Raw genomic sequence first — 19,340 nt, 5'->3', positions numbered from 1 at the left:
TTTGAAACGTAAAGTGAGAACGATGTTCGAGGCCTTATATACTGTATTGCTGGATACGATGAGGGTGAAAAGTATTCAATTTACGATTACGATGTCGTTTATTTTGATTACGGTGATCGTCATGTTGATCGTCTCGCTGGTGCTTTATAATAAATTTTCTAGAACAGCGGAAGAGAGTGCTTTTCTGAATACACAGCAAGTGATTGAGCAGGTACAGTTTAACTTGGAACACTATATTAAAGGTATGGCGGACACCTTTGAGGTGGTCGATGCGAAAATTGCAAAGAGCTACGGCATTCCTTCGGACAAGCTGCTCGAGCAGTTGGAAACGATCGCGAGTACGCGCGAGGATATCGTGTCCATTCACCTTTTTACAGCAGATGGTGGACTAGTAACGGGCATTCCCACGACCGAGATGCGCAAAAATACGCGACTTCTCGAGCAGTCGTGGTTTAAGTCTGCGCTGGATAATCCGAACCATCTCACTTTTTCCCTCCCGCATATACAGAATCTGTTCAAGGATCCATACAAGTGGGTCGTTTCCATGAGTAAAGGGGTTTCCATTCAAAAGAATGGGAAATGGGTGGAGGCTGTGCTGCTCGTAGATGTTAACTTCAAGACGCTGGATGACGTGTTTCGTACGGTTTCTCTCGGCAAAAAGGGCTACGTTTACATCATCGACGACTCTGCCGGCAACATTGTCTACCACCCGCAGCAGCAGCTTATTTATATTGGTTTGAAGTATGAAAATGTGGAGCAAGCACTCAAATTCTCGTATGGAAAATACATGGATGTCAGCGATGGCGAGTCGCGGCTCAATGTGGTCAGGACGGTTAATAACATCGGTTGGAAAATTATTGGCGTCTCCTACATGGATGAAATGGTTACAACACGCAAAGAAATCAGTACGTTCATGATTTGGCTTCTCGTCATTGTCCTTGTTTTCATTTTGTTGATCTCGTCCTTCATGTCTGCACGTATTTCGCAGCCCATTAAGCGACTGAAGAAGTCGATGGAAATGGTCGAAAAGGGCCATTTTGACACGTATATTCATGTTCGGGGCGCTGATGAAGTGGAGCAGCTTTCGCGGAGATTCAATCTGATGGTCTCACGGGTTCGTGAGCTGATGGATCAAAGTATCCATGAGCAGGAGACGAAGCGGAAGAATGAGTTGGAGGTATTGCAGTCTCAGATTAACCCGCATTTTTTGTACAATACACTCAATTCCGTTGTTCGCATGGTCGGTAATGGGAAGAATGAAGACGTCGTCAAAACCATTACGTCCTTGTCCAAGTTTTTTCGGATATCGCTGAGCAAGGGGAAGAATATCATTACCATCGGGGAAGAGATCGAGCACATTCGGAATTATTTGATTATCCAGAAGATGCGGTATAAAGATAAGTTCGATTACGACATTCAAGTGGATGAAGAGGTGCTTACCTACAAGACGCTGAAGCTGATTTTACAACCATTTGTGGAAAATGCACTCTATCATGGCATTGAATATATGGTAGACGTAGGCCTCATTCACATATCGGTCGGCAAGGTCGATGAGAAGATCTTATTTGAGATTCGGGATAACGGTGTTGGTATGTCAGAAGAAACGCTCAAAAACATCCTGACCGGTCATGTGAAAAGTGAAAAAGGGTCCGGTGTAGGGCTGCGAAATGTACATGAGCGTATCCAGTTATATTTCGGTTCGGAGTATGGAGTTAAGGTTGAAAGTGAGTTGGAAGAAGGAACTACCGTCAAGGTTTGGATTCCCGTAGTTATGGAAGATGAATAGGAAGGAGAAGCCATGGATAAAACAATGAAAGTAAAACCTATTCTATTTGCCGTCCTGGTAGCTGCCGTCCTGGTAGCCGTCATCTCCATGTCCTCCTGTACCAAACAAAAGGAGACCATTCCAACCGAGCAAAAGAAACATTTGGAGGTTATACTCCGCAGTCAAAACGGCGATTACTGGAAAACGGTGAAGATGGGCGCCGAGGTGGCCGCGAAGGAGTTTGATGTTGCGCTGGATTTCCGTGCACCAGGCGATGAAGCGGATGTGAAGGGTCAAATCGCCTTAATGGAGCAATCGATCAGCAGCGGACCGGATGCCATTGTGTTGGCAGCTAACGGTTATAAGGAATTGTCAGGGGTTGTGGATGATGCATCAACGCGGGGAATTCCTGTCATCACAATCGACTCCGAAGTGGAGAATCGTAAAGCGAAGAGCTTTATTGGGGCCAATAATTACGAGGCTGGGCAATTGGCTGGCAAACAGCTCATCCAGCTGGCTGGGACAAGCGGTGATATTGCTATTGTTAGCTTTATGCAAGGAGAGCGCAATACAGAGCTTCGGGAACAGGGTCTTTTGGAGGAATTATCCAAATATCCGGATGTGAAGGTGATTGATAAGGTTTACAGTATGACGGACTATGAGCTTGCCGCGCAGCTTACCCATAACATGATGGAGAAGTATCCCCAATTAGACGGGATTGTTGCACTGAATGAAATCTCATCCATTGGTGTTGCGCATGCGATTCAGAGTATGAACCTTCAGGACAAAGTGAAAATCATCACATTTGATAGTACCTCCGAAGAACTGGAGCTGCTGCAGGAGGGTGTCATTCAAGCGACAATCATTCAGAATCCATTCAGTATCGGGTATTTAGGTGTAAAGAACGCAGTTGAAGCTTCGAAAGGGAAGAAGGTGCCCAGCCGCGTGGATACAGGGATTAAAGCTATTGATCTGAATAATATGTTCTGGTCGGACAATCAAAAGCTGTTATTCCCTTTTATAAAGTGATGAGAATTTCGATAGAACACATGAGGATATTGCATTTGTTTTGGTGTTTTGATCCAGTATAGTAGGGAATGTAAATAATAAACAACACACCTTTTAGGGAGGGTCTTACCTTGAAAAAATTGATTACTCTTGCAGTAGCAGGCGCTTTGGTTGCAACCGTAGCTGGCTGTGGCACTAAAACAGCAACTCCTTCACCAGCTCCAGCAGCATCTACAGGTGCAGCAGCAACGGCAAAACCAGCAGATACAGCTAAAAAACCAACAATTGGTGTAGCCATCTACAAATTTGACGATACATTCATGTCCGGTGTTCGTGCCGCGATCGCTGATGCTGCTAAAGATAAAGCAACAGTTGATATCGTTGACAGCCAGAACTCACAACCAACACAAAATGATAAAGTCGATCTTTTCATCACGAAAAAAGTAAACGCTCTAGCGATTAACGCAGTTGACCGTACAGCGGCAGGCGTTATCATCGATAAAGCAAAAGCGGCCAACGTTCCAGTTGTATTCTTGAACCGTGAGCCACTTGCTGACGACATGAAGAAATGGGATAAAGTTTACTATGTAGGCGCTAAAGCAGAGCAATCCGGTACGATGGAAGGCCAACTGCTAGTTGACTACTTCAAAGCTCACCCAGAAGCGGATAAAAACAAAGACGGTAAAATCCAATACGTTATGCTGAAAGGCGAGCCAGGACATCAAGATGCTGAGCTTCGCACGAAGTTCTCCATCCAAGCGATCACAGATGCTGGTCTGGGTGTAGAAAAAGTAGCGGAAGATACAGCTATGTGGGACCGCGTTAAAGGTCAAGAAAAAATGGCAGCATTCCTAGCTTCCAACGAAAGCAAAATCGAAGCTGTTCTTGCGAACAACGATGATATGGCACTTGGCGCTATCGAAGCTTTGAAAGCAAAAGGCTATTTCAAAGATGGTAAATTCCTACCAGTCGTTGGTGTAGATGCTACAGCTCCTGCACTTCAAGCGCTTAGCGATGGAACTTTGCTAGGAACTGTTCTGAACGATGCGAAAAACCAAGGTGCGGCAACAACGAATGTTGCAACAGCACTTGCTAACGGCAAAACGCCTAGCAAAGAAACAACTGGCTACGATGTAACAGACGGTAAATATGTATGGATTTCCTACAAAAAGATTACAAAAGATAACATGAACGAAGCGAAGTAATCCGAATAGAAGCGGGCAAGAGCAGCGATGGTTACTACGCGGGCGCTCTTGCCTTCCTTATTTGGGAACCCATGCAAAGGTAAAGAGACAATGAAGAAAGGCTTCACTTTGTGGGGATTATCGTGAGCTGTAGGGGGAGTTACCATGACTGTACATGACTATTTATTGGAAATGAATCAAATCTCCAAAGAATTCCCCGGCGTCAAAGCGCTGGATAACGTTACCCTCAAAGTTCGTCCGGGAAGCGTGCATGCGCTGATGGGAGAGAACGGAGCGGGCAAATCGACGCTGATGAAATGCTTGTTCGGTATTTATAAACCGGATGGCGGAGAAATCAAACTGAATGGCGAAGTTGTTTCCATTCAAAGTTCGAAAGATGCTTTAACAAACGGCATTTCCATGATCCATCAAGAGCTGCATCCCGTTCCTCATCGTAACGTAATGGAGAATATATGGCTTGGCCGATTTCCGCTAAAAGGGATTGGACCTTTGAAATTAGTGGATCACAAGAAGATGCGTAAAGATACAGAGAGCTTGTTCAAACAGCTACAGATGGATATTAAGCCGGATACACTGGTAGGAACGCTATCTGTTTCTAAGGTGCAATCCATTGAAATTGCCAAGGCTGTGTCATTCAATTCGAAAGTCATTGTTATGGATGAGCCTACTTCTTCACTAACAGGTAACGAAGTTGAGCAACTGTTTCGCATCATTCGCGACCTCAGAAGTCGTGGCGTTTCGATCATCTATATTTCACATAAAATGGAAGAAATTCTTGAAATTTCTGATGAAGTGACGATTATGCGCGACGGTACCAAGATCGGTACGTGGGCATCATCGGAGTTAACGACTGACATGATTATATCGAAGATGGTCGGACGGGATTTGAAGGAGCGTTTCCCAGAGCGCAGCAATGTGCCAAACGGTGTATTAATGAAAGTCGAAGGACTTACATCTGTCATTCCAAGATCATTCAAGAATGTATCCTTTGATCTTCGGAAGGGAGAAATTCTCGGAGTCGGCGGTCTTGTTGGTGCTCAGCGGACGGAGCTGATTGAAGCTTTGTTCGGAATGAGAGGTGTTGCTTCCGGCAGCATTTCCATGCATGGCAAGCAAGTGAAGCTCAAGTCGCCAATTGATGCTATCAAGCAGAAAATCGCTTTGCTCACGGAAGAGCGCCGTGTAACGGGTATTTTCCCCGTACTATCCGTTCTTGAGAACACCGTGATTGCAAATTTGGGCAGATATATGAATCCACTAGGCTTCATTAACGAAGCTAAACGTAAAGTAGAAGTCGAACGAAGTATCGAAATGCTTCGGGTCAAGACGCCGAATATGCACGCGCTGATCAAGAACCTGTCAGGTGGAAACCAACAAAAGGTGCTGCTTGCCAGATGGCTGCTTACAGAGCCAGACGTGCTCCTGCTTGATGAACCGACACGGGGAATTGACGTAGGTGCTAAATTCGAAATTTACTCCATCATCGCTGACCTTGCGAAGCAGGGGAAAAGTATTATCATGATCTCTTCTGAAATGCCCGAACTGTTAGGGATGTCAGACCGAATCATGGTCATGTGTGAAGGACGCCTTACAGGCATTGTAGAAGGAAATAAAGCAACTGAAGAAGAGATCATGCGCCTTGCTGCACAGCATATGGCATAATGGAGGGGGCCAAGAACCATGAGTACGAAGACAGAAACAATGAAATCCAGAGACATTAGTGGGTTCGTGACCAAATATGCAATCTACATCGTGCTAGTCGTGTTAGTTATCGGTATCGCGATATATGATCCACGTTTTTTATCGGTAAATATCCTTCGTGATATTTTACTTCAGTCATCCACGCGCGTCATTATCGCCTTGGGTGCGGCATTCATCTTGATCACAGGGGGAACGGACTTATCGACAGGACGTATCGTTGGCTTGACCGCCGTTATCTCCGCTTCCATGCTGCAGACACAGGAGTATGGTCGAAGATTTTTCCCGAATTTGCCTGAGCTGCCATTGATCGTGCCGATCGTTATTGCGATTGTAGCTGGTCTATTGATAGGTCTGATCAATGGGATCATTGTTGCAAAATTCAAGGTTCCACCGTTCATTGCAACTTTGGGTACGATGGTTGCTGTATACGGAGCTAACTCCTTATACTTTGATATGAAACCGAATCAGTCACAGCCGATTGGCGGATTGAGACCAGATTTCAGTCAGTTGGGGACAGGCGCGATCGGAACCGGTTCTACGTATTCCATACCTTACATTGTCATTATTGCCATTGTCGTAGCTATCATCGTTTGGATTGTGTTCAACAAAACGAAGCTGGGAAAATATATGTACGCCATCGGCGGTAACATTCACGCAGCAGTCGTTTCGGGTATTAACGTAAACCGTTACCTCATCTACATCTATGCGATTGCTGGCGCTTTGTATGGTCTGGCAGGGGTACTGGAAGCAGCAAGAACGGGTGGCGCAACGAATAACTACGGGAATATGTACGAGCTTGATGCGATTGCAGCTTGCGTGGTCGGCGGCGTATCCACTTCCGGTGGTATCGGGACTGTACCGGGTGTTCTTGCAGGGGTTTTAATTTTCAGCGTTATCAACTATGGTTTGACGTTTATTGGGATTAGTCCTTACTGGCAGTTGATTATTAAAGGTATTATTATCGTTGCGGCTGTTGCCTTCGATATGCGTAAATACATGAATTCCAAATAATGATCTTAAACACCAAGACGTTTCATCTCACTTGGTTATAGGTAATAATGTGAAACAGGCTGTTGCGATTTAACGACAGCCTGTTATCCTGTAATAAATGAAAGCGATTACTGACGTCTCAGGAGGACATAGTCATGGCAAATCATAATTCGGTAAGCTGGAGAAAGCGAATATTTTCAGTTTCTTTGAGAAGCAAGATTGTGGGCACATTTATTATTGTATCTTTACTCGTTGCAGTAACGAGCGGCATGTCGTATACATACTTAAATAAAGTGGATAGCTCCTATTCCAAGCTTTTGAATGATAATGTCACTATTCTTCGCAATGTTTCTGAGATCAAAGAGAAAACGCAAGTACAGAACAGTATGTTGTTTGGATACGTGTTAGATCCATCGAAGGACAAAGAAAAGCTTTTGACGGAAATGAATGGAACACTTTCATCAATCATTACTCAGATGGGAGAGGTTTCGAAGAACGAGGATGAGCAGAGTGCTATCCAATCCATGGCAGATTCGAACATGACGTTTGCTCGCTTAGTGAAGAAAGTAACGGAATACGCCGACAAAGGGAATGTAGCTCTAGCCAAAGCGGAAGCGATGCAATGGGCTATTCCGACAACGGAAACATTGACGCAGGCAGCCGCGAAGATTGAAGAGCTGGAAAGGAAAGTTCAGGAGGAAGCTTCTGCCCGCAATCATGATGTGGTTGTATCCACCGTTCAAACGTTGATCTGGGTTAGTGTAGCAGCCTTTCTTTTCGCCTTGGCCATCGGCCTCCTGCTGTCCCGCATGATCGTTAATCCCATACGTTCTATGGTACAAGCAGCCGAACGAATTGCGGCATGCGATTTAACGGTTAATGACATTAACGTGAAGAATAGGGACGAATTACGACATTTGGCTACTGCTTTTAACCAAATGAAAGTCAATCTGCATAGCTTAATTAGTCAGGTAGGAAGCAGTGCCCAGCACGTCGCTGCCGCTTCGGAAGCGCTTAGCAGCAATTCTGAACAAGTAAGCGAATCTTCGGAACGTATTACCTACACGGTTCAAGACATTTCGCAAGGTACGGATGCGCAAGTGCGAAGTGTACACTTGGGAGTCTCTATCATGGAGGAAATGTCAGCAGCCGTCATTCAAATTGCAAGCGTCACGCAATCGGCTAACCATCAGTCTTTCCTCGCGCAGCAAGAGGCTGGGGAGGGCAATGCGGCTGTCGAGACAGCGATAACGCAGATGAATGCTATTTATCAAAAGATGATGGAGCTTGCTGAATCGGTGCAGCGGCTCGGTCAACGTTCTGAACAAATCGTCAATGCGAACGCAATGATTGCAGGGATCGCGCGGCAGACGAACATGCTCGCGCTCAATGCCTCCATTGAAGCGGCACGCGCCGGAGTCGCTGGTAAAGGCTTTGCGGTCGTCGCCGACGAGGTCCGCAAGTTATCCATGCAGACGGGAGCAGCGGCGGAAGAAGTCACTCTTCTTGTTTCTAGTATTCAGGATGAAACAAGAAAGGTTGTCAGTTCCACCGAGGCTGGGAGCCGAGAGGTGCAGACGGGGCTTGAGGTTGTCGGCGTAGCGCGAGATACCTTCAAACGTATTCGCGATGCGATGGACGAAGTTGCGAGGCAGATCGAGGAAGTGGCGGGCAGTTCAGCCGCGATTTCCGAGAAAACACGCGCAGCCGTGGATGTGATTCGCGCGATCGATGAAGTCGCCGGACAGACCGCTGCGGGAGCAAGGAATGTATCTTCCAACATCGAGGGTCAGTACGCGAGCATGGAGGAGATATTCTCCTCAGCGACAGTGCTGAACAGCATGGCTTCTGATTTGCAAACCTTAATCGGAAGATTTCGAGTGTGAGGCGTGTAGAGCGGACTCCGAATTTGGAAAATTCTTCGTTAATGTAGAATGAGCTGGCTAATTTGGCTGCTTTTGAGTGCTTAAGAATGGTGAAGAGTGCTAAAAAGTGGCTAAAGAGAGCTAAAGAGTGTTTAAGAGAGCTAAAGAGAGCTAAAGAGAGATAAAGAGAGCCAAAGAGAGCTAGAGAGAGCTAAAGAGAGATAAAGAGAGCCAAAGAGAGCTAAAGAGAGCTAAAGAGAGCTAAAGAGAGTTAAAGAGAGCTAAAGAGGAACGATAAGCCGCTATTTCGGGAAAAATGTGCTGAAAGTCGAATCTAACGGAACGTGAGGGCTCTATTTTAGGAAAATTGAGCTTTTTAGGTCGCGAAGCAGCGAAATAGCGGATCCTCGTTCCTCTTGGCGGGTGAAACTGGCATATTTCGTTCAAATAAGGCTTCTACGTTCCTTTTGTGGAACATGCGGAACATTCGAGCTTGAAACAAGGACCTGAGGAAGCGCCTCAGGTCCTTTATTTTGAGCTCGATACTAATCTCGCACTTCCACGATAAGTTCAATTTCCACCGGTGTGTGAAAAGGCAGATCACTCGTACCAATCGCTGAACGAGCATGTTTACCTTGCTCACCAAACACTGCCACTAATAAGTCAGAAGCGCCGTTGATGACATAGGGCTGATCGCCAAAGCCTGGAGCGCTGTTGACGAAACCGAGCATTTTCACGATTTTGACAACACGATCCAAATCTCCAAGATAGCCCTTCATTACCGCTAAGCAATTGATAATGGTTTGACGCGCTGCCGCTTGCCCTTGCTCAATGGTTACTTCGCGGCCAAGTTTGCCTTCGTACATAAGTTCACCGTTAATGCGGCAATCCTGACCGGATAAATAAATGAGACTCCCTGTTTGATTGCAAGGAATGTAGGTGAAACGCGGTTCCGGGGATGCGGGAAGCGTGATTCCTAGCTCTTGTAGACGTTTTTCAATTTGGGACATAGTGTTGACCTCCAAGTCAAATGATGATTTAATCGGCAGTAATGCTGCCGGATTGCTTACTCCAACATACCTCGTGCCAGCACCGGAAGGTGCTCATACGCATCACCGCGCTGCATAATAACCTGATTGTGCAGGTTGACGGTGCTGCAAATGTGATTAGGAATAATACGCAGCTTGTCGCCTACCTGTATGTTGGCCGCTTGGGCAAGCGGCCCAAGATCAAGCATGCCATGCTCTTCGGACATGCGAATGAGAATCGCATCTTCTAAATTCATGATGTGGCCGAAGCCCTGCAGCTGAAGCGGGTTTGTATCCGGCTGCACATCGGTAGCGAAGGTTTTGCTGCCGCCGTCGATGATCGCGAGATCCACCGACGGGCGGCTTACGACGGTGACGAGCACGCTGCCTGCGCAATCTTCGATGTCGCAGACGCCTAAGCGGGCCTGCATCCGATCGTGGTACACGTAAGTGCCGGGGCGGACCTCCGTCACGCCTTCTACCGCAGCGGCGGAAGCCGCCGTCGGTGTGGATCCGACGCTAACGTCCGTGATAGCGATGCCCTGCGCTCTAAGACGCTCGGCCAGCTGCACCATCAGCGTGCCTTCTTCTTGACCGGCGGCCGTCACGTCGAGGGTAGGCTTCCCTGCCAGCAGGGAGCCGCGAAACGTGTAGATGCCGGTCAGCCGCAAATGCGGCATGCGGGCGATCTCCGCGGCGAGCGCGGAAGCCTGTTCGTAGAGTACGCCGGTTCTGCGGAAGCCGGTATCGATTTCTAGCCGGACTTGCAGCGAGTGGCCGAGTCGGTTTGCGCACTGCTCTAATTGCTGAGCGCCTGCCAAGCTATCGACGCCGACGATAAGCTCGATCCGCTCGCTTAAGCGAATCGCTCTTTCAATCTTGCTTGCGGTTACTAGCGGGTAAGCGATGAATATATTGGCAACGCCACCCGCCGCCATTACCTCTGCTTCGGACACTTTCGCTACCGTAATACCGACTGCACCAGCCGCAATTTGTTGAAGTGCGACGGATGGGAGCTTATGCGTCTTCGCATGCGGACGCAGCTTCACATGATGTTGACTGATAACATTAGCCATTGCTTGAATGTTACGATCCATGCGATCTGCGTCAATTAGCAGGCAAGGTGTCTCTAAGCTTTTTGTTGTCTCCAATGTTTCCGAGCTCTCCATCTTTTTCATCATCCCTCCACACTCTCTTTCACGGCATTTTTGCCTTCTTCTAAGTGACTATATAGGGTATACTTTGAAATATTCAAATACGTGCAAATCTTCTCGCCGCCTTTTTTAATCAGAAAAGCGCCTTTGGCATCCAGAAGCTGAATCATGCGCATTTTGTCTTCCTTGGTCATGACGGCCACGGGTTTGCCTACTTGCTCCTGTGCTTCTTGAATAAGGGCATCGAGCAGATCGGTTACACTCGTAACGAATGATTCTTTTACTTCTGTTTGTTCCCCAGGACTTATCAGCGTTTGCAGCGTTTTCCCTGCGATCATTAGCTCCGTGATATCGTAGTTAATGCATAGCGAGCCAATGATAGTGCCTGCTTTATTTTTCATATACATCGAACTAGAGCGCAGAATGCGTCCATCTTTGGTTTGCGTTAAGTAGTTAAACTTGTTGCCGTTTACATGATTGCCCCGCAGCAGCTCCAAACCCAGGTTCGTTCCGGGATCTCCGACTTTGCGTCCAGTAATGTGACCATTCGCAATCGCGACGATGGAGCTGTCGTAGGGACCTGTCAAGTCATGCAGCACGACTTCACAATTGTCTCCGAATTGAGCGGCAAGTCCTGTCACAAGTTCGGTCAAAAACCCGAATTCATCTTGAATTGATTCCACGCCTGTCATCTCCCTGTGTAAGGTTATTCTGAGCAAAATAGTAACACAAACGGTTTGAATGTCAAACAAAAAGTTTGTTGAACTAAAAAAAAGTATGATTTTCTGGCAATGCTCATGGTACTATGTAAAAAAGATCATTGCAGGGCCGAAGGAGGGATCACCCTTGAGACGCTGGTTTGCCAAATCCCTGAAACGTAAGCTGTCTTTGCTTATTTTATTCGCAGTTGTATTACCGCTGCTTTCAATGGGGATCGTTTCCTATAGCATCGCAACATCGGTATCGGAAGAGAAAGCGAAGCAGGCGGGGATGAACACACTGAAGCAAATGTCGGATAAGCTTGATTTTGTTATTCAAGACGTTGAGAATATGTCGGTCTTTCTGATCGGGCAAAAGGATATTCAAACGTATCTCGATAACGAAGAAGGAGACGTCAACAGCTATTCTCTTATTGTTGGCACCCTATGGAATTTGTCGTATTCCAAAAAATATATCTCCAACATTACGATTACTCCGAAAAACGGCAATCCTGTTCTTTCAACAACGACCATAACCAATTCAGGATTATATCCTCTCTTACAACAATATGAATCCGTTTACAAGCCAGCTTCCAAATGGTGGTCTCCACTGTATGAAAACCAAACATCGGACGGACCAAAGAAGGTTATTTCACTCGTTAGACCTATACGTGATTTCAGCACTTTTAAGACGATAGGTACTTTGACCGTTTCGTTAGATCAGGCAGAGATCGAGCGTTATTTGACAGGTGCAGGCTGGGAAAGCAGTGGGTTCGTTCTTTTGTTAGATCAATATGATCAGATCATTTCGGGTGGCGATCCGAGTTGGTTAGCACGAACCGTCGGTGAAGTTTTTCCGAAAATGGGGGAGCTAGCAGCTGCAAACGGTGTGCTTAATGTGAAAAAAGGGGAACAACCGCATACGGTTTTGTATAATCCGATTCCTCGATTAGGTTGGAAATTGGTCGGTTTCATTCCTACACAGATTTATCAAAAGCAAAATGGTTACGTGCTCACAGTGACAGCTGTTACGATCATAATTGCACTGCTGTTCGCTATGGGGATGGTGCTCTACTTCTTGCAATGGGTAACTAAGCCTTTGATGAAGCTGACCAAATATTTGAAGGATCTAAATCCAGACGAGACGATTCCTACCTATGAGGTGAAAAGCGTCGATGAAGTCGGACTGCTTGTCCACAGTTATAATAAGCTGAGTGAACGGATAGGCAGACTGAAGGATCAAGTGCAGCTGAACGAAGCGATGAAAAAGGAAGCGGATATTATGGCTCTGCAGGCGCAGATCAATCCGCACTTTCTGTATAATACACTCTCCTCCATCCACTGGATCGCTTTGATGAATAAGGATCGTCAAATTGCTGAAATGGTTGGTGCGCTCAGTGATTTCTTAAGATTCAGTTTGAATAAAGGCGAGGAGTTTTGCGCTGTTCAGCAGGAAATTTCTCATGCACAGAATTATGCTTATATACAAGCTATTCGGTTTCCAGATCAGTTTGAGATTGAATTTTTTATCGATCCCGCGATGGTGCATAACTCGATGTTAAAGCTGCTTCTACAGCCTTTGATTGAGAACAGCCTTATTCATGGTATCCAGAAGAAAAAAGCGAAGGGTCACATCTATGTGCACGGAGAACTGCGGGATCGTCAAATGAAATTCGTTGTTGAGGATACGGGAATAGGTATGGATGAGACGAAGCAACGCGCGATTCAAGATCAGCTTGCTTTGGCCAATCGTCAACTGGGTATGCTAAGCGAAGTCGCTAAAGAATCGAAGATAGCTGTTACCAGCTACGGACTCATCAATGTTCACCGAAGATTATTACTGCATTATGGAGCGGAGTCTGGGCTTATTGTTGAGAGTACGCCTGGTGTTGGGACGAGCATATCATTTTCAATTCCTCTTTGGATGGGAGAATTAGCGACATGAGAATCTTGATTGTAGACGATGAGGTTATTATACGAACAGGTCTTTGTACCGTCATTGATTGGAAAGAGCTCGGTCTAGAACTGCTTCCGGCCGCCGCTTCTGCCGAAGAGGCTTTGGAGCGCATTCCTGCAGAGAAGCCGCATATTATACTGACCGATATTCGTATGTCAGGTATGGACGGTATTGAGCTTGCGCGCGAGGTGAAAGCGATATTGCCGGACACGGAGATCGTTATTCTTACGGGTTACGATGACTTCAGTTATGCCCAGCAGGCACTGCGCGAAGGTGTGACCGATTACTTGCTGAAGACAAGCCGTCCAGAAGAGATTATTAAAGCTGCGCTGAAAGCGAAGCAGAACATTATGGATAAATGGGAGTCGATCAAACAGGATAATCTTCAACAGGCTGCACTGCGCAATCAGTTGTTGGAACGAGTGTTGGGTCGGGGCTTGAACGATGATAGAGAAGCTCATGAGCAGCTGCAAGCATGGTTTAGCAAGAATGGTGTAGATGTTCACCCAGAGTCAGGTGAGTCTGCAGCGATGCAAGTTCTCCTTATCTCTGTTTCCGGATGGGGGGAGACGCCTGTCATGGAGCTTCTGCAAGGAGCCGCAGAGAATATCCTCTTCGAGCTGCTCCCGTGCGTTACGCTCATGAAAAAGGATCATTTGCTGCTTGTCGTGCGCCACGAAGTCGGGATGACTGATCAAGCTGGGCTGACAAGGGCGCTTAAGCGCGTTACCGAAACGCTCAAATGCTCGGCTTTTGCAGCGCTCGGAACCGTAACGCAGAATTACGAAGGCCTTCGGGAATCGTATCGTGTGGCGAAAGAAGTGTTTGCTTACCAAGGGCTGCTCGGTGCACAAGGACTGTTTACGGTGGAAGATATCAAGGAGCGCAACGGAGGTCGCACGGTTTGCACCGAGAAAGAGGAAGCGGAGCTTACCGCGATTTTGATGAGCGGCAATGCTACAGAGCTGAGGCACTGGGTGAACCAGAAGGTGCGGGCTCTGATGGAAGATGCCGCAGCGACGCCGCTTACGGTGCAGGGCTATTTGCAGTCGATGATCATAGCGGGTCATCGATGGCTTGAACGGGCCAGTTCTTCCCAAGAGGGGACGGTTCCTCTTAGCACACTGCCTGCCTATGAGGGGGATGGGCGTCCCGAAGAAGAAGTCTTTAAGGTACTTTCTGCCGTGATGACGCGTTTTCATCAGGGCTTGGACCAGAATCGCTACGCCTACATTCACAAGTCTATTGCCTATATTCGGGACAATCTGCATCAACCGATTTCGCTTCAACAGGTGGCTGGATTCGTGCATGTGAATCCCAATCATTTCAGTGAGGTGTTCAAGCGAGAGACAGGCTGTACGTATATCGAATTCGTCACACAGGAACGGATGAAACGCGCCGTAGATATCCTCCAGGGCACTCAGATCAAAGTCAGCGATATTGCCAGAAGAGTGGGTTATGAAGATATCAAATACTTTACGCAGCAGTTCAAAAAATATACGGGAAGAACGCCGTCTGAATTTCGACAAGGGAATAAAGACTGAATAATGTCCCCCTCTGCGCCGAAGTTTCTCCCGTACCCCCTCCTGAATATGTCCTCTATACTAAAGTTCATAGAGAGATTGAGCTTTTGTATCTACGAAAACTTTTAGGAGGTCCAAACAAATGAAAAAGTCATTGATCGTTACACTGGCGGCTACGATGTCACTAGCCTTATTAGCCGGTTGTGGTTCAAGTGGAACCAAAGAGGGTGCAGCAGGTACCACAGCTCCCAAATCGACGGATGCAGCCAAACCAGCTGAGAAAGTAAAATTATCGATTTGGCACAACTATACAGGCGAAGATCTTCGCGCCAAAACCATGCGTGAATATATGGACAAATTCAAGAAAGATCACCCGAATGTCGAATTAGATATTCAGGGAATTCCGCCCGATGGTTACCGTCCAAGGTTAAAAACGGTAGCTGCCGCTAATGAAATGCCCGACCTATTCGTGATGTGGCCAGGTGTTATGACGAAGGAATTCGTCGGTGGTGACTTGATTCAGCCGATTAATGAGCTGCTGGATAGCAAAACGGAATGGAAGAACGGTTTTATGCCAGGATCCTTTGATGATTTCACGATCTCAGGTAAAACCTACAGCGCACCGATGGCTCTATCTCCGACTTCGATCCTCTACTACAACAAAGAAATCTTTAACAAATATAATGTACAGCCGCCTAAGACATGGGACGATCTCATGAAGCTGGTGGAAACGTTTAAAAAGAATAATGTTACGCCAATCGCACTTGGCAACAAAGCAGCATGGGTTGCGCAGTCCAGCATTCTCAGCTCACTTGCAGACCGTGTAACAGGTACGGATTGGTTCCTGAAAGCAGTGGATCAGAATGGTGCCAAATTTACGGATCCAGAATTTGTACAAGCTCTGACGTATCTTCAACAGCTTGGCAAAGCTGGCGCTTTCCAAGAAGGTTTCAACAGCATTGATAATACACAAATGGAACAAATGTTTGCACAAGGTAAAGCAGCCATGATGATCGACGGTGGTTGGGCATTACCGAACTTGGCGTCGAATACGTCCAAGGAAGCGTTAGCTAACATGGCTGTTACGGTTCTGCCAACCGTGCCTAACGGCAAAGGTGATCCGAATTCCCTTTCAGGCGTAGTGGGAACAGGTTTAGGGATGAGCAAGAAAGTTACAGGCGCTCAGAAAGCGGCCGCGTATGAACTGATCTATGCCTTGTCTGGCCCAGAAGCACAGAAAGCCATCTTGGAAAGCAACCAGCTCGTTAGCTACAAAGTAGACTTGGATACAACCAAAGTATCTTCCTTGTTTGCAGAAGTGTACAAAATGATGAATACGGTCAAGAAAACGCCAGTTTACGATGGCAAGCTTAGCTCCGCTAGTGCCGATGTCGTGAACAATGGTCTGCAAGAGCTCCTTATGGGTGGCAAGCCTGAGGATATTGCCAAAAAAATTCAAGACGCGCAAGCTAAAGCCGTCGGCAAATAAAGTACGGCCACAGGACTCCAGCCAAAGCCCGGCTGGAGCCTTTTTTCAAAAAAGATAGCAAGGAGGGAAGTTATGACCGTATCCGCTAGAATCAGAGGATTCATTACCATAGGGCTGCTTCCGGCCTTAGTACTCTATCTGTTTTTTGTCATTGTACCGATTTTCTGGTCGGCCTACTACGGCTTTTTCGACTGGAAAGGTATTGGTGCATCCAAATTTATCGGATTTGACAACTACGTAGAAGTGTTCAAAGATCCAATCTTCTGGAAAGCTTTTAAAAATAACATGCTTATCGTTGCAGCTTCCGTTTTCGGTCAGGTACCGATCGCTATGGTATTAGCACTACTACTTATGAGCAGTACGCTATTTCAACGTGTTATTCGAGCTTCTGTCTTCATGCCCATGGTGCTGTCCTCGGTTGTTGTCGGGATCATTTGGGGATACATTTACCACCCGCAAATCGGTATTCTCAACTTCCTACTAGAGGGCATCGGGCTTGATAGCTGGAAGAAATCTTGGCTCTCCGATCCGAAAGTATCGATGTTCGCGCTCATGGTGCCGATCATCTGGAATTATATTGGTCCCTACATGATTATGTTCATTGCCGCTCTACAGAATATTTCACCGGAGATTGACGATGCTGCTCAGCTGGATGGCGTGGGTCCGGTACGCAAATTGTTTGCAGTGACACTGCCTATGATTTGGGATACCGTCAAGGTGGCCGTCGTGCTTTGTATATCCGGAAGCTTGAAGGCGTTCGATCTTATCTATGTCATGACGGGCGGTGGACCGGCCCACTCTACGGAACTGCTTGCTTCTTATATGTACAACAGCACATTCAATGTATATCGGTTCGGTTTTGGCAGCGCTATTTCCACGGCGATTATTATTCTTAGCTTGATCTTGATCGTTGGCAGCCAATATCTCATGAAACGAGATTATCGTTAAGAAATAAATTCTCTCAGGAGGGACATCTATGGAGCAGGTTGTATCGATGCAGACGGGTTTTCCCGCTGGAGGTAAGAGGCGAAGAGGGTGGGGGCGCGGTGTCATCAACGTAGGTTTGACCCTGTATGCACTTGTCACGCTTTACCCGCTGATTTGGTTATTTATGAGTGCTTTAAAGTCCAATGAGGAATTTCATTCGCGGCCCTTTTTACTGCCGACTGTTTGGAAATGGGACAATATCGTCCGGGCATGGAAAGTATCGGGTATGGGTCTCTCGCTCTGGAACTCTACCGTGGTAACGGTGGCCTCACTCGTGCTGACCTTAGTCATTGGAGCACTGGCAGCCTTTGTTTTATCGCGTTTTGAATTTAAATGGAAGCCATTTTTTATGGGCTTATTCCTACTCGGAATGCTCATTCCGATCCACAGCACACTTGTACCCCTTTTTATTATTATGAAAAAAATCGGCCTTCTGAACACGTACGGTGCACTCATTTTACCTTATGCGGCCTTTGAACTGCCACTAGCCATCTTCGTCATCGCGGCTTATTTAATTACGATTCCCAAGGAAATTGAGGAAGCGGCGTTAATCGACGGTACGGGCTATTGGGGCATTTTCTTTCGGATGATGCTTCCGCTTAGCTTGCCAGCGCTCTCTACGGTTGCGATTTTAGGATTTTTACGCTTTTGGAATGATTTTGCGTTCGCGCTAGTCTTTATCAGCAAGCCTGCGCTTAAGACAGTTCCGCTGAGTTTATCCGCTTTTGCTACGGGATATATGACCGATTACGAATTGACGATGGCTGCGCTTGCCATTGCCGTTCTGCCTACCATTATCGTGTTCTTGCTGTTCCAAGAGCAGATTATGAAGGGAATGACGGCTGGCGCAGTCAAAGGATAACGTTTCACCAATTCACATCCTAAATTAATAAATCGTCATTCTTGGATTCCGAAAAAGAGTCCTGAGGGTGGCGATTTTTTCATGCGTTAATGACCATCCCTCAAGCTCGTCCTCATAGTTTGCTAACAAAATCATGCTACGATTATAGGGGGTGGATAGCATGAATGACGTATCTTTTGAAACATTACAAGCTTTGATTGCCAACTTCTCTATCGTCACCGCTTATTTGTTTTTGGCCAGCCAAGTGATTTATAAGGATTGGAACTTGGGTACGCCTACAACTCTGTATACGAAACTTCATATAGGCGTTTTAACTGGCATATTAGGTATTATACTAACTAATGGAACAAAACCAAGATTTTCTGCTTAATGAGGGGAAGGTCATACAGATCACTGTATCAGTGGGTGTTGCCACGTACCCTGATACCAATGGGAATACAAAGAAGAAGCGGATAAGGCGCTGTATAAAGCCAAATCCTGCGGTAGGAATTTGGTTTGTTCGAATCTTGTCGGCTTGAATGAAGCATAAAGGCACAATCATGATTAAGGGCGTTCGTGAGAACAATCTGCAAATATGTGAGTAGGTAAACGGGTAAACAGGTAGACAGGTAAACAGGTAGGGAAAAAGGAAGGCAAGTTGTACTTCGTACAACAATTTCCTTGATTTTCACTAGATAAGCAGAAGATGTTGTATAACGTGCAACAATTTAGCCTTATTATCGCTGAAAAGCTACTTTTTGGCTGAAATTGTTGTATTTTTTGCATTACCGATGCATCAAACCTCACATCAAATATTTACTTAATTTGTAATATAAAGTATTTATTTATCTAGACAAACAAAGAAAAAGCACCTATGTTTAGGGAATGACGCGCTATCCATCATTCTCCCAAACAAAGGAGCCAACCATGGATAACGATAAGGAATTTTCCGTAGTTTGTCAATGTCTCAAAGTGCTCAACGTCCTAGATTATCGGTCTATTTTTCAGGATCATCGGTCAAAGAAGCTGTTTGCGGGTTCAGCCATAGGGCTTCATGTCGTTGCTCAGCTGTTGCAACTGAAATCGTATGGCGAACTGTCTGAGCAACTCCAAGCACACACCGAGCTTG

General features: G+C 46.4%; 15 protein-coding genes. 12 read left to right on the top strand and 3 right to left on the bottom strand.

From position 1 onward, the window contains the following. The first annotated feature begins 22 nt into the window (after positions 1–22). The 6 genes from G519_RS0115235 to G519_RS0115210 all read left to right on the top strand — a co-directional run bounded on the left by G519_RS0115235 (position 23) and on the right by G519_RS0115210 (position 8,555). On the top strand, positions 23–1,786 hold the full coding sequence (locus tag G519_RS0115235) for a cache domain-containing sensor histidine kinase (RefSeq protein WP_084160178.1): 1,764 nt from the start codon (positions 23–25) through the stop codon (positions 1,784–1,786). Between the two features lie 12 nt (positions 1,787–1,798). Further along, complete coding sequence (locus G519_RS0115230; protein ID WP_036633034.1) at positions 1,799–2,794, top strand: substrate-binding domain-containing protein; 996 nt, start codon at positions 1,799–1,801, stop codon at positions 2,792–2,794. Between the two features lie 146 nt (positions 2,795–2,940). Then, a complete protein-coding gene (locus tag G519_RS0115225) occupies positions 2,941–3,978 on the top strand; it encodes a galactose ABC transporter substrate-binding protein (protein WP_376768230.1) in 1,038 nt (345 codons plus the stop codon). Positions 3,979–4,122: 144 nt separating this feature from the next. Then, positions 4,123–5,640, top strand: coding sequence for a sugar ABC transporter ATP-binding protein (locus G519_RS0115220; protein ID WP_029195442.1), 1,518 nt, complete (start codon positions 4,123–4,125; stop codon positions 5,638–5,640). 18 nt (positions 5,641–5,658) lie between these two features. Then, positions 5,659–6,690 carry a galactose/methyl galactoside ABC transporter permease MglC gene (gene mglC, locus G519_RS0115215; protein WP_029195441.1) on the top strand — a complete coding sequence of 344 codons (1,032 nt, stop codon included), beginning with the start codon at positions 5,659–5,661 and terminating at the stop codon, positions 6,688–6,690. A gap of 134 nt (positions 6,691–6,824) precedes the next feature. Next, a complete protein-coding gene (locus tag G519_RS0115210; protein WP_051253415.1) occupies positions 6,825–8,555 on the top strand; it encodes a methyl-accepting chemotaxis protein in 1,731 nt (576 codons plus the stop codon). A gap of 524 nt (positions 8,556–9,079) precedes the next feature. On the opposite strand, the gene G519_RS0115205 is transcribed toward G519_RS0115210, so the two are convergent. The 3 genes from G519_RS0115205 to G519_RS0115195 are packed head-to-tail and all read right to left on the bottom strand — an operon-like array spanning position 9,080 to position 11,399. After that, positions 9,080–9,544, bottom strand: coding sequence for a RidA family protein (locus tag G519_RS0115205; protein WP_029195439.1), 465 nt, complete (start codon positions 9,542–9,544; stop codon positions 9,080–9,082). A 56-nt stretch (positions 9,545–9,600) separates the two neighbouring features. Next, positions 9,601–10,743 carry an alanine racemase gene (locus tag G519_RS0115200; RefSeq protein ID WP_036633031.1) on the bottom strand — a complete coding sequence of 381 codons (1,143 nt, stop codon included), beginning with the start codon at positions 10,741–10,743 and terminating at the stop codon, positions 9,601–9,603. After that, the gene (locus G519_RS0115195) at positions 10,740–11,399 is read right to left on the bottom strand and encodes a helix-turn-helix transcriptional regulator (RefSeq protein WP_029195437.1); all 660 of its coding nucleotides are present in this window, start codon (positions 11,397–11,399) and stop codon (positions 10,740–10,742) included. The genes G519_RS0115200 and G519_RS0115195 overlap by 4 nt, the downstream gene beginning before the upstream one ends. Before the next feature lie 163 nt (positions 11,400–11,562). Between G519_RS0115195 and G519_RS0115190 the strand changes: the two genes are divergently transcribed. The 6 genes from G519_RS0115190 (at position 11,563) to G519_RS0115165 (ending at position 18,602) form a co-directional block, all read left to right on the top strand. Next, a complete protein-coding gene (locus G519_RS0115190) occupies positions 11,563–13,359 on the top strand; it encodes a sensor histidine kinase (protein ID WP_029195436.1) in 1,797 nt (598 codons plus the stop codon). Beyond that, positions 13,356–14,915 carry a response regulator transcription factor gene (locus tag G519_RS0115185; RefSeq protein WP_029195435.1) on the top strand — a complete coding sequence of 520 codons (1,560 nt, stop codon included), beginning with the start codon at positions 13,356–13,358 and terminating at the stop codon, positions 14,913–14,915. Before G519_RS0115190 ends, G519_RS0115185 begins: the two co-directional genes overlap by 4 nt. A gap of 121 nt (positions 14,916–15,036) precedes the next feature. After that, complete coding sequence (locus G519_RS0115180) at positions 15,037–16,383, top strand: extracellular solute-binding protein (protein ID WP_029195434.1); 1,347 nt, start codon at positions 15,037–15,039, stop codon at positions 16,381–16,383. Positions 16,384–16,455: 72 nt separating this feature from the next. After that, positions 16,456–17,331 (top strand): carbohydrate ABC transporter permease, encoded by an 876-nt coding sequence (locus tag G519_RS0115175; protein ID WP_029195433.1) that lies wholly within the window; start codon positions 16,456–16,458, stop codon positions 17,329–17,331. Positions 17,332–17,359: 28 nt separating this feature from the next. Then, on the top strand, positions 17,360–18,232 hold the full coding sequence (locus tag G519_RS0115170; protein ID WP_029195432.1) for a carbohydrate ABC transporter permease: 873 nt from the start codon (positions 17,360–17,362) through the stop codon (positions 18,230–18,232). Between the two features lie 160 nt (positions 18,233–18,392). Then, positions 18,393–18,602, top strand: a complete 210-nt coding sequence (locus G519_RS0115165) for a hypothetical protein (RefSeq protein ID WP_029195431.1) — start codon at positions 18,393–18,395, stop codon at positions 18,600–18,602. Positions 18,603–19,340: the final 738 nt, after the last annotated feature.

Source organism: Paenibacillus alginolyticus DSM 5050 = NBRC 15375 (assembly GCF_000422905.1).
In the GTDB taxonomy this organism is placed as follows: domain Bacteria; phylum Bacillota; class Bacilli; order Paenibacillales; family NBRC-103111; genus Paenibacillus_E; species Paenibacillus_E alginolyticus.
Note: the sequence above shows the minus strand (reverse complement) of the source record. Positions and strands in the feature narration are given on the sequence as shown.

Bases quoted from the DNA above. Each gene is read 5' to 3' on its own strand.
- G519_RS0115220 (WP_029195442.1), top strand. From the start codon at position 4,123: ATGACTGTACATGACTATTTATTGGAAATGAATCAAATCTCCAAAGAA.
- G519_RS0115235 (WP_084160178.1), top strand. From the start codon at position 23: ATGTTCGAGGCCTTATATACTGTATTGCTGGATACGATGAGGGTGAAA.
- G519_RS0115210 (WP_051253415.1), top strand. From the start codon at position 6,825: ATGGCAAATCATAATTCGGTAAGCTGGAGAAAGCGAATATTTTCAGTT.
- G519_RS0115230 (WP_036633034.1), top strand. From the start codon at position 1,799: ATGGATAAAACAATGAAAGTAAAACCTATTCTATTTGCCGTCCTGGTA.
- G519_RS0115165 (WP_029195431.1), top strand. From the start codon at position 18,393: ATGAATGACGTATCTTTTGAAACATTACAAGCTTTGATTGCCAACTTC.
- mglC (WP_029195441.1), top strand. From the start codon at position 5,659: ATGAGTACGAAGACAGAAACAATGAAATCCAGAGACATTAGTGGGTTC.
- G519_RS0115170 (WP_029195432.1), top strand. From the start codon at position 17,360: ATGGAGCAGGTTGTATCGATGCAGACGGGTTTTCCCGCTGGAGGTAAG.
- G519_RS0115200 (WP_036633031.1), bottom strand. From the start codon at position 10,743: ATGATGAAAAAGATGGAGAGCTCGGAAACATTGGAGACAACAAAAAGC.
- G519_RS0115185 (WP_029195435.1), top strand. From the start codon at position 13,356: ATGAGAATCTTGATTGTAGACGATGAGGTTATTATACGAACAGGTCTT.
- G519_RS0115175 (WP_029195433.1), top strand. From the start codon at position 16,456: ATGACCGTATCCGCTAGAATCAGAGGATTCATTACCATAGGGCTGCTT.
- G519_RS0115180 (WP_029195434.1), top strand. From the start codon at position 15,037: ATGAAAAAGTCATTGATCGTTACACTGGCGGCTACGATGTCACTAGCC.
- G519_RS0115205 (WP_029195439.1), bottom strand. From the start codon at position 9,544: ATGTCCCAAATTGAAAAACGTCTACAAGAGCTAGGAATCACGCTTCCC.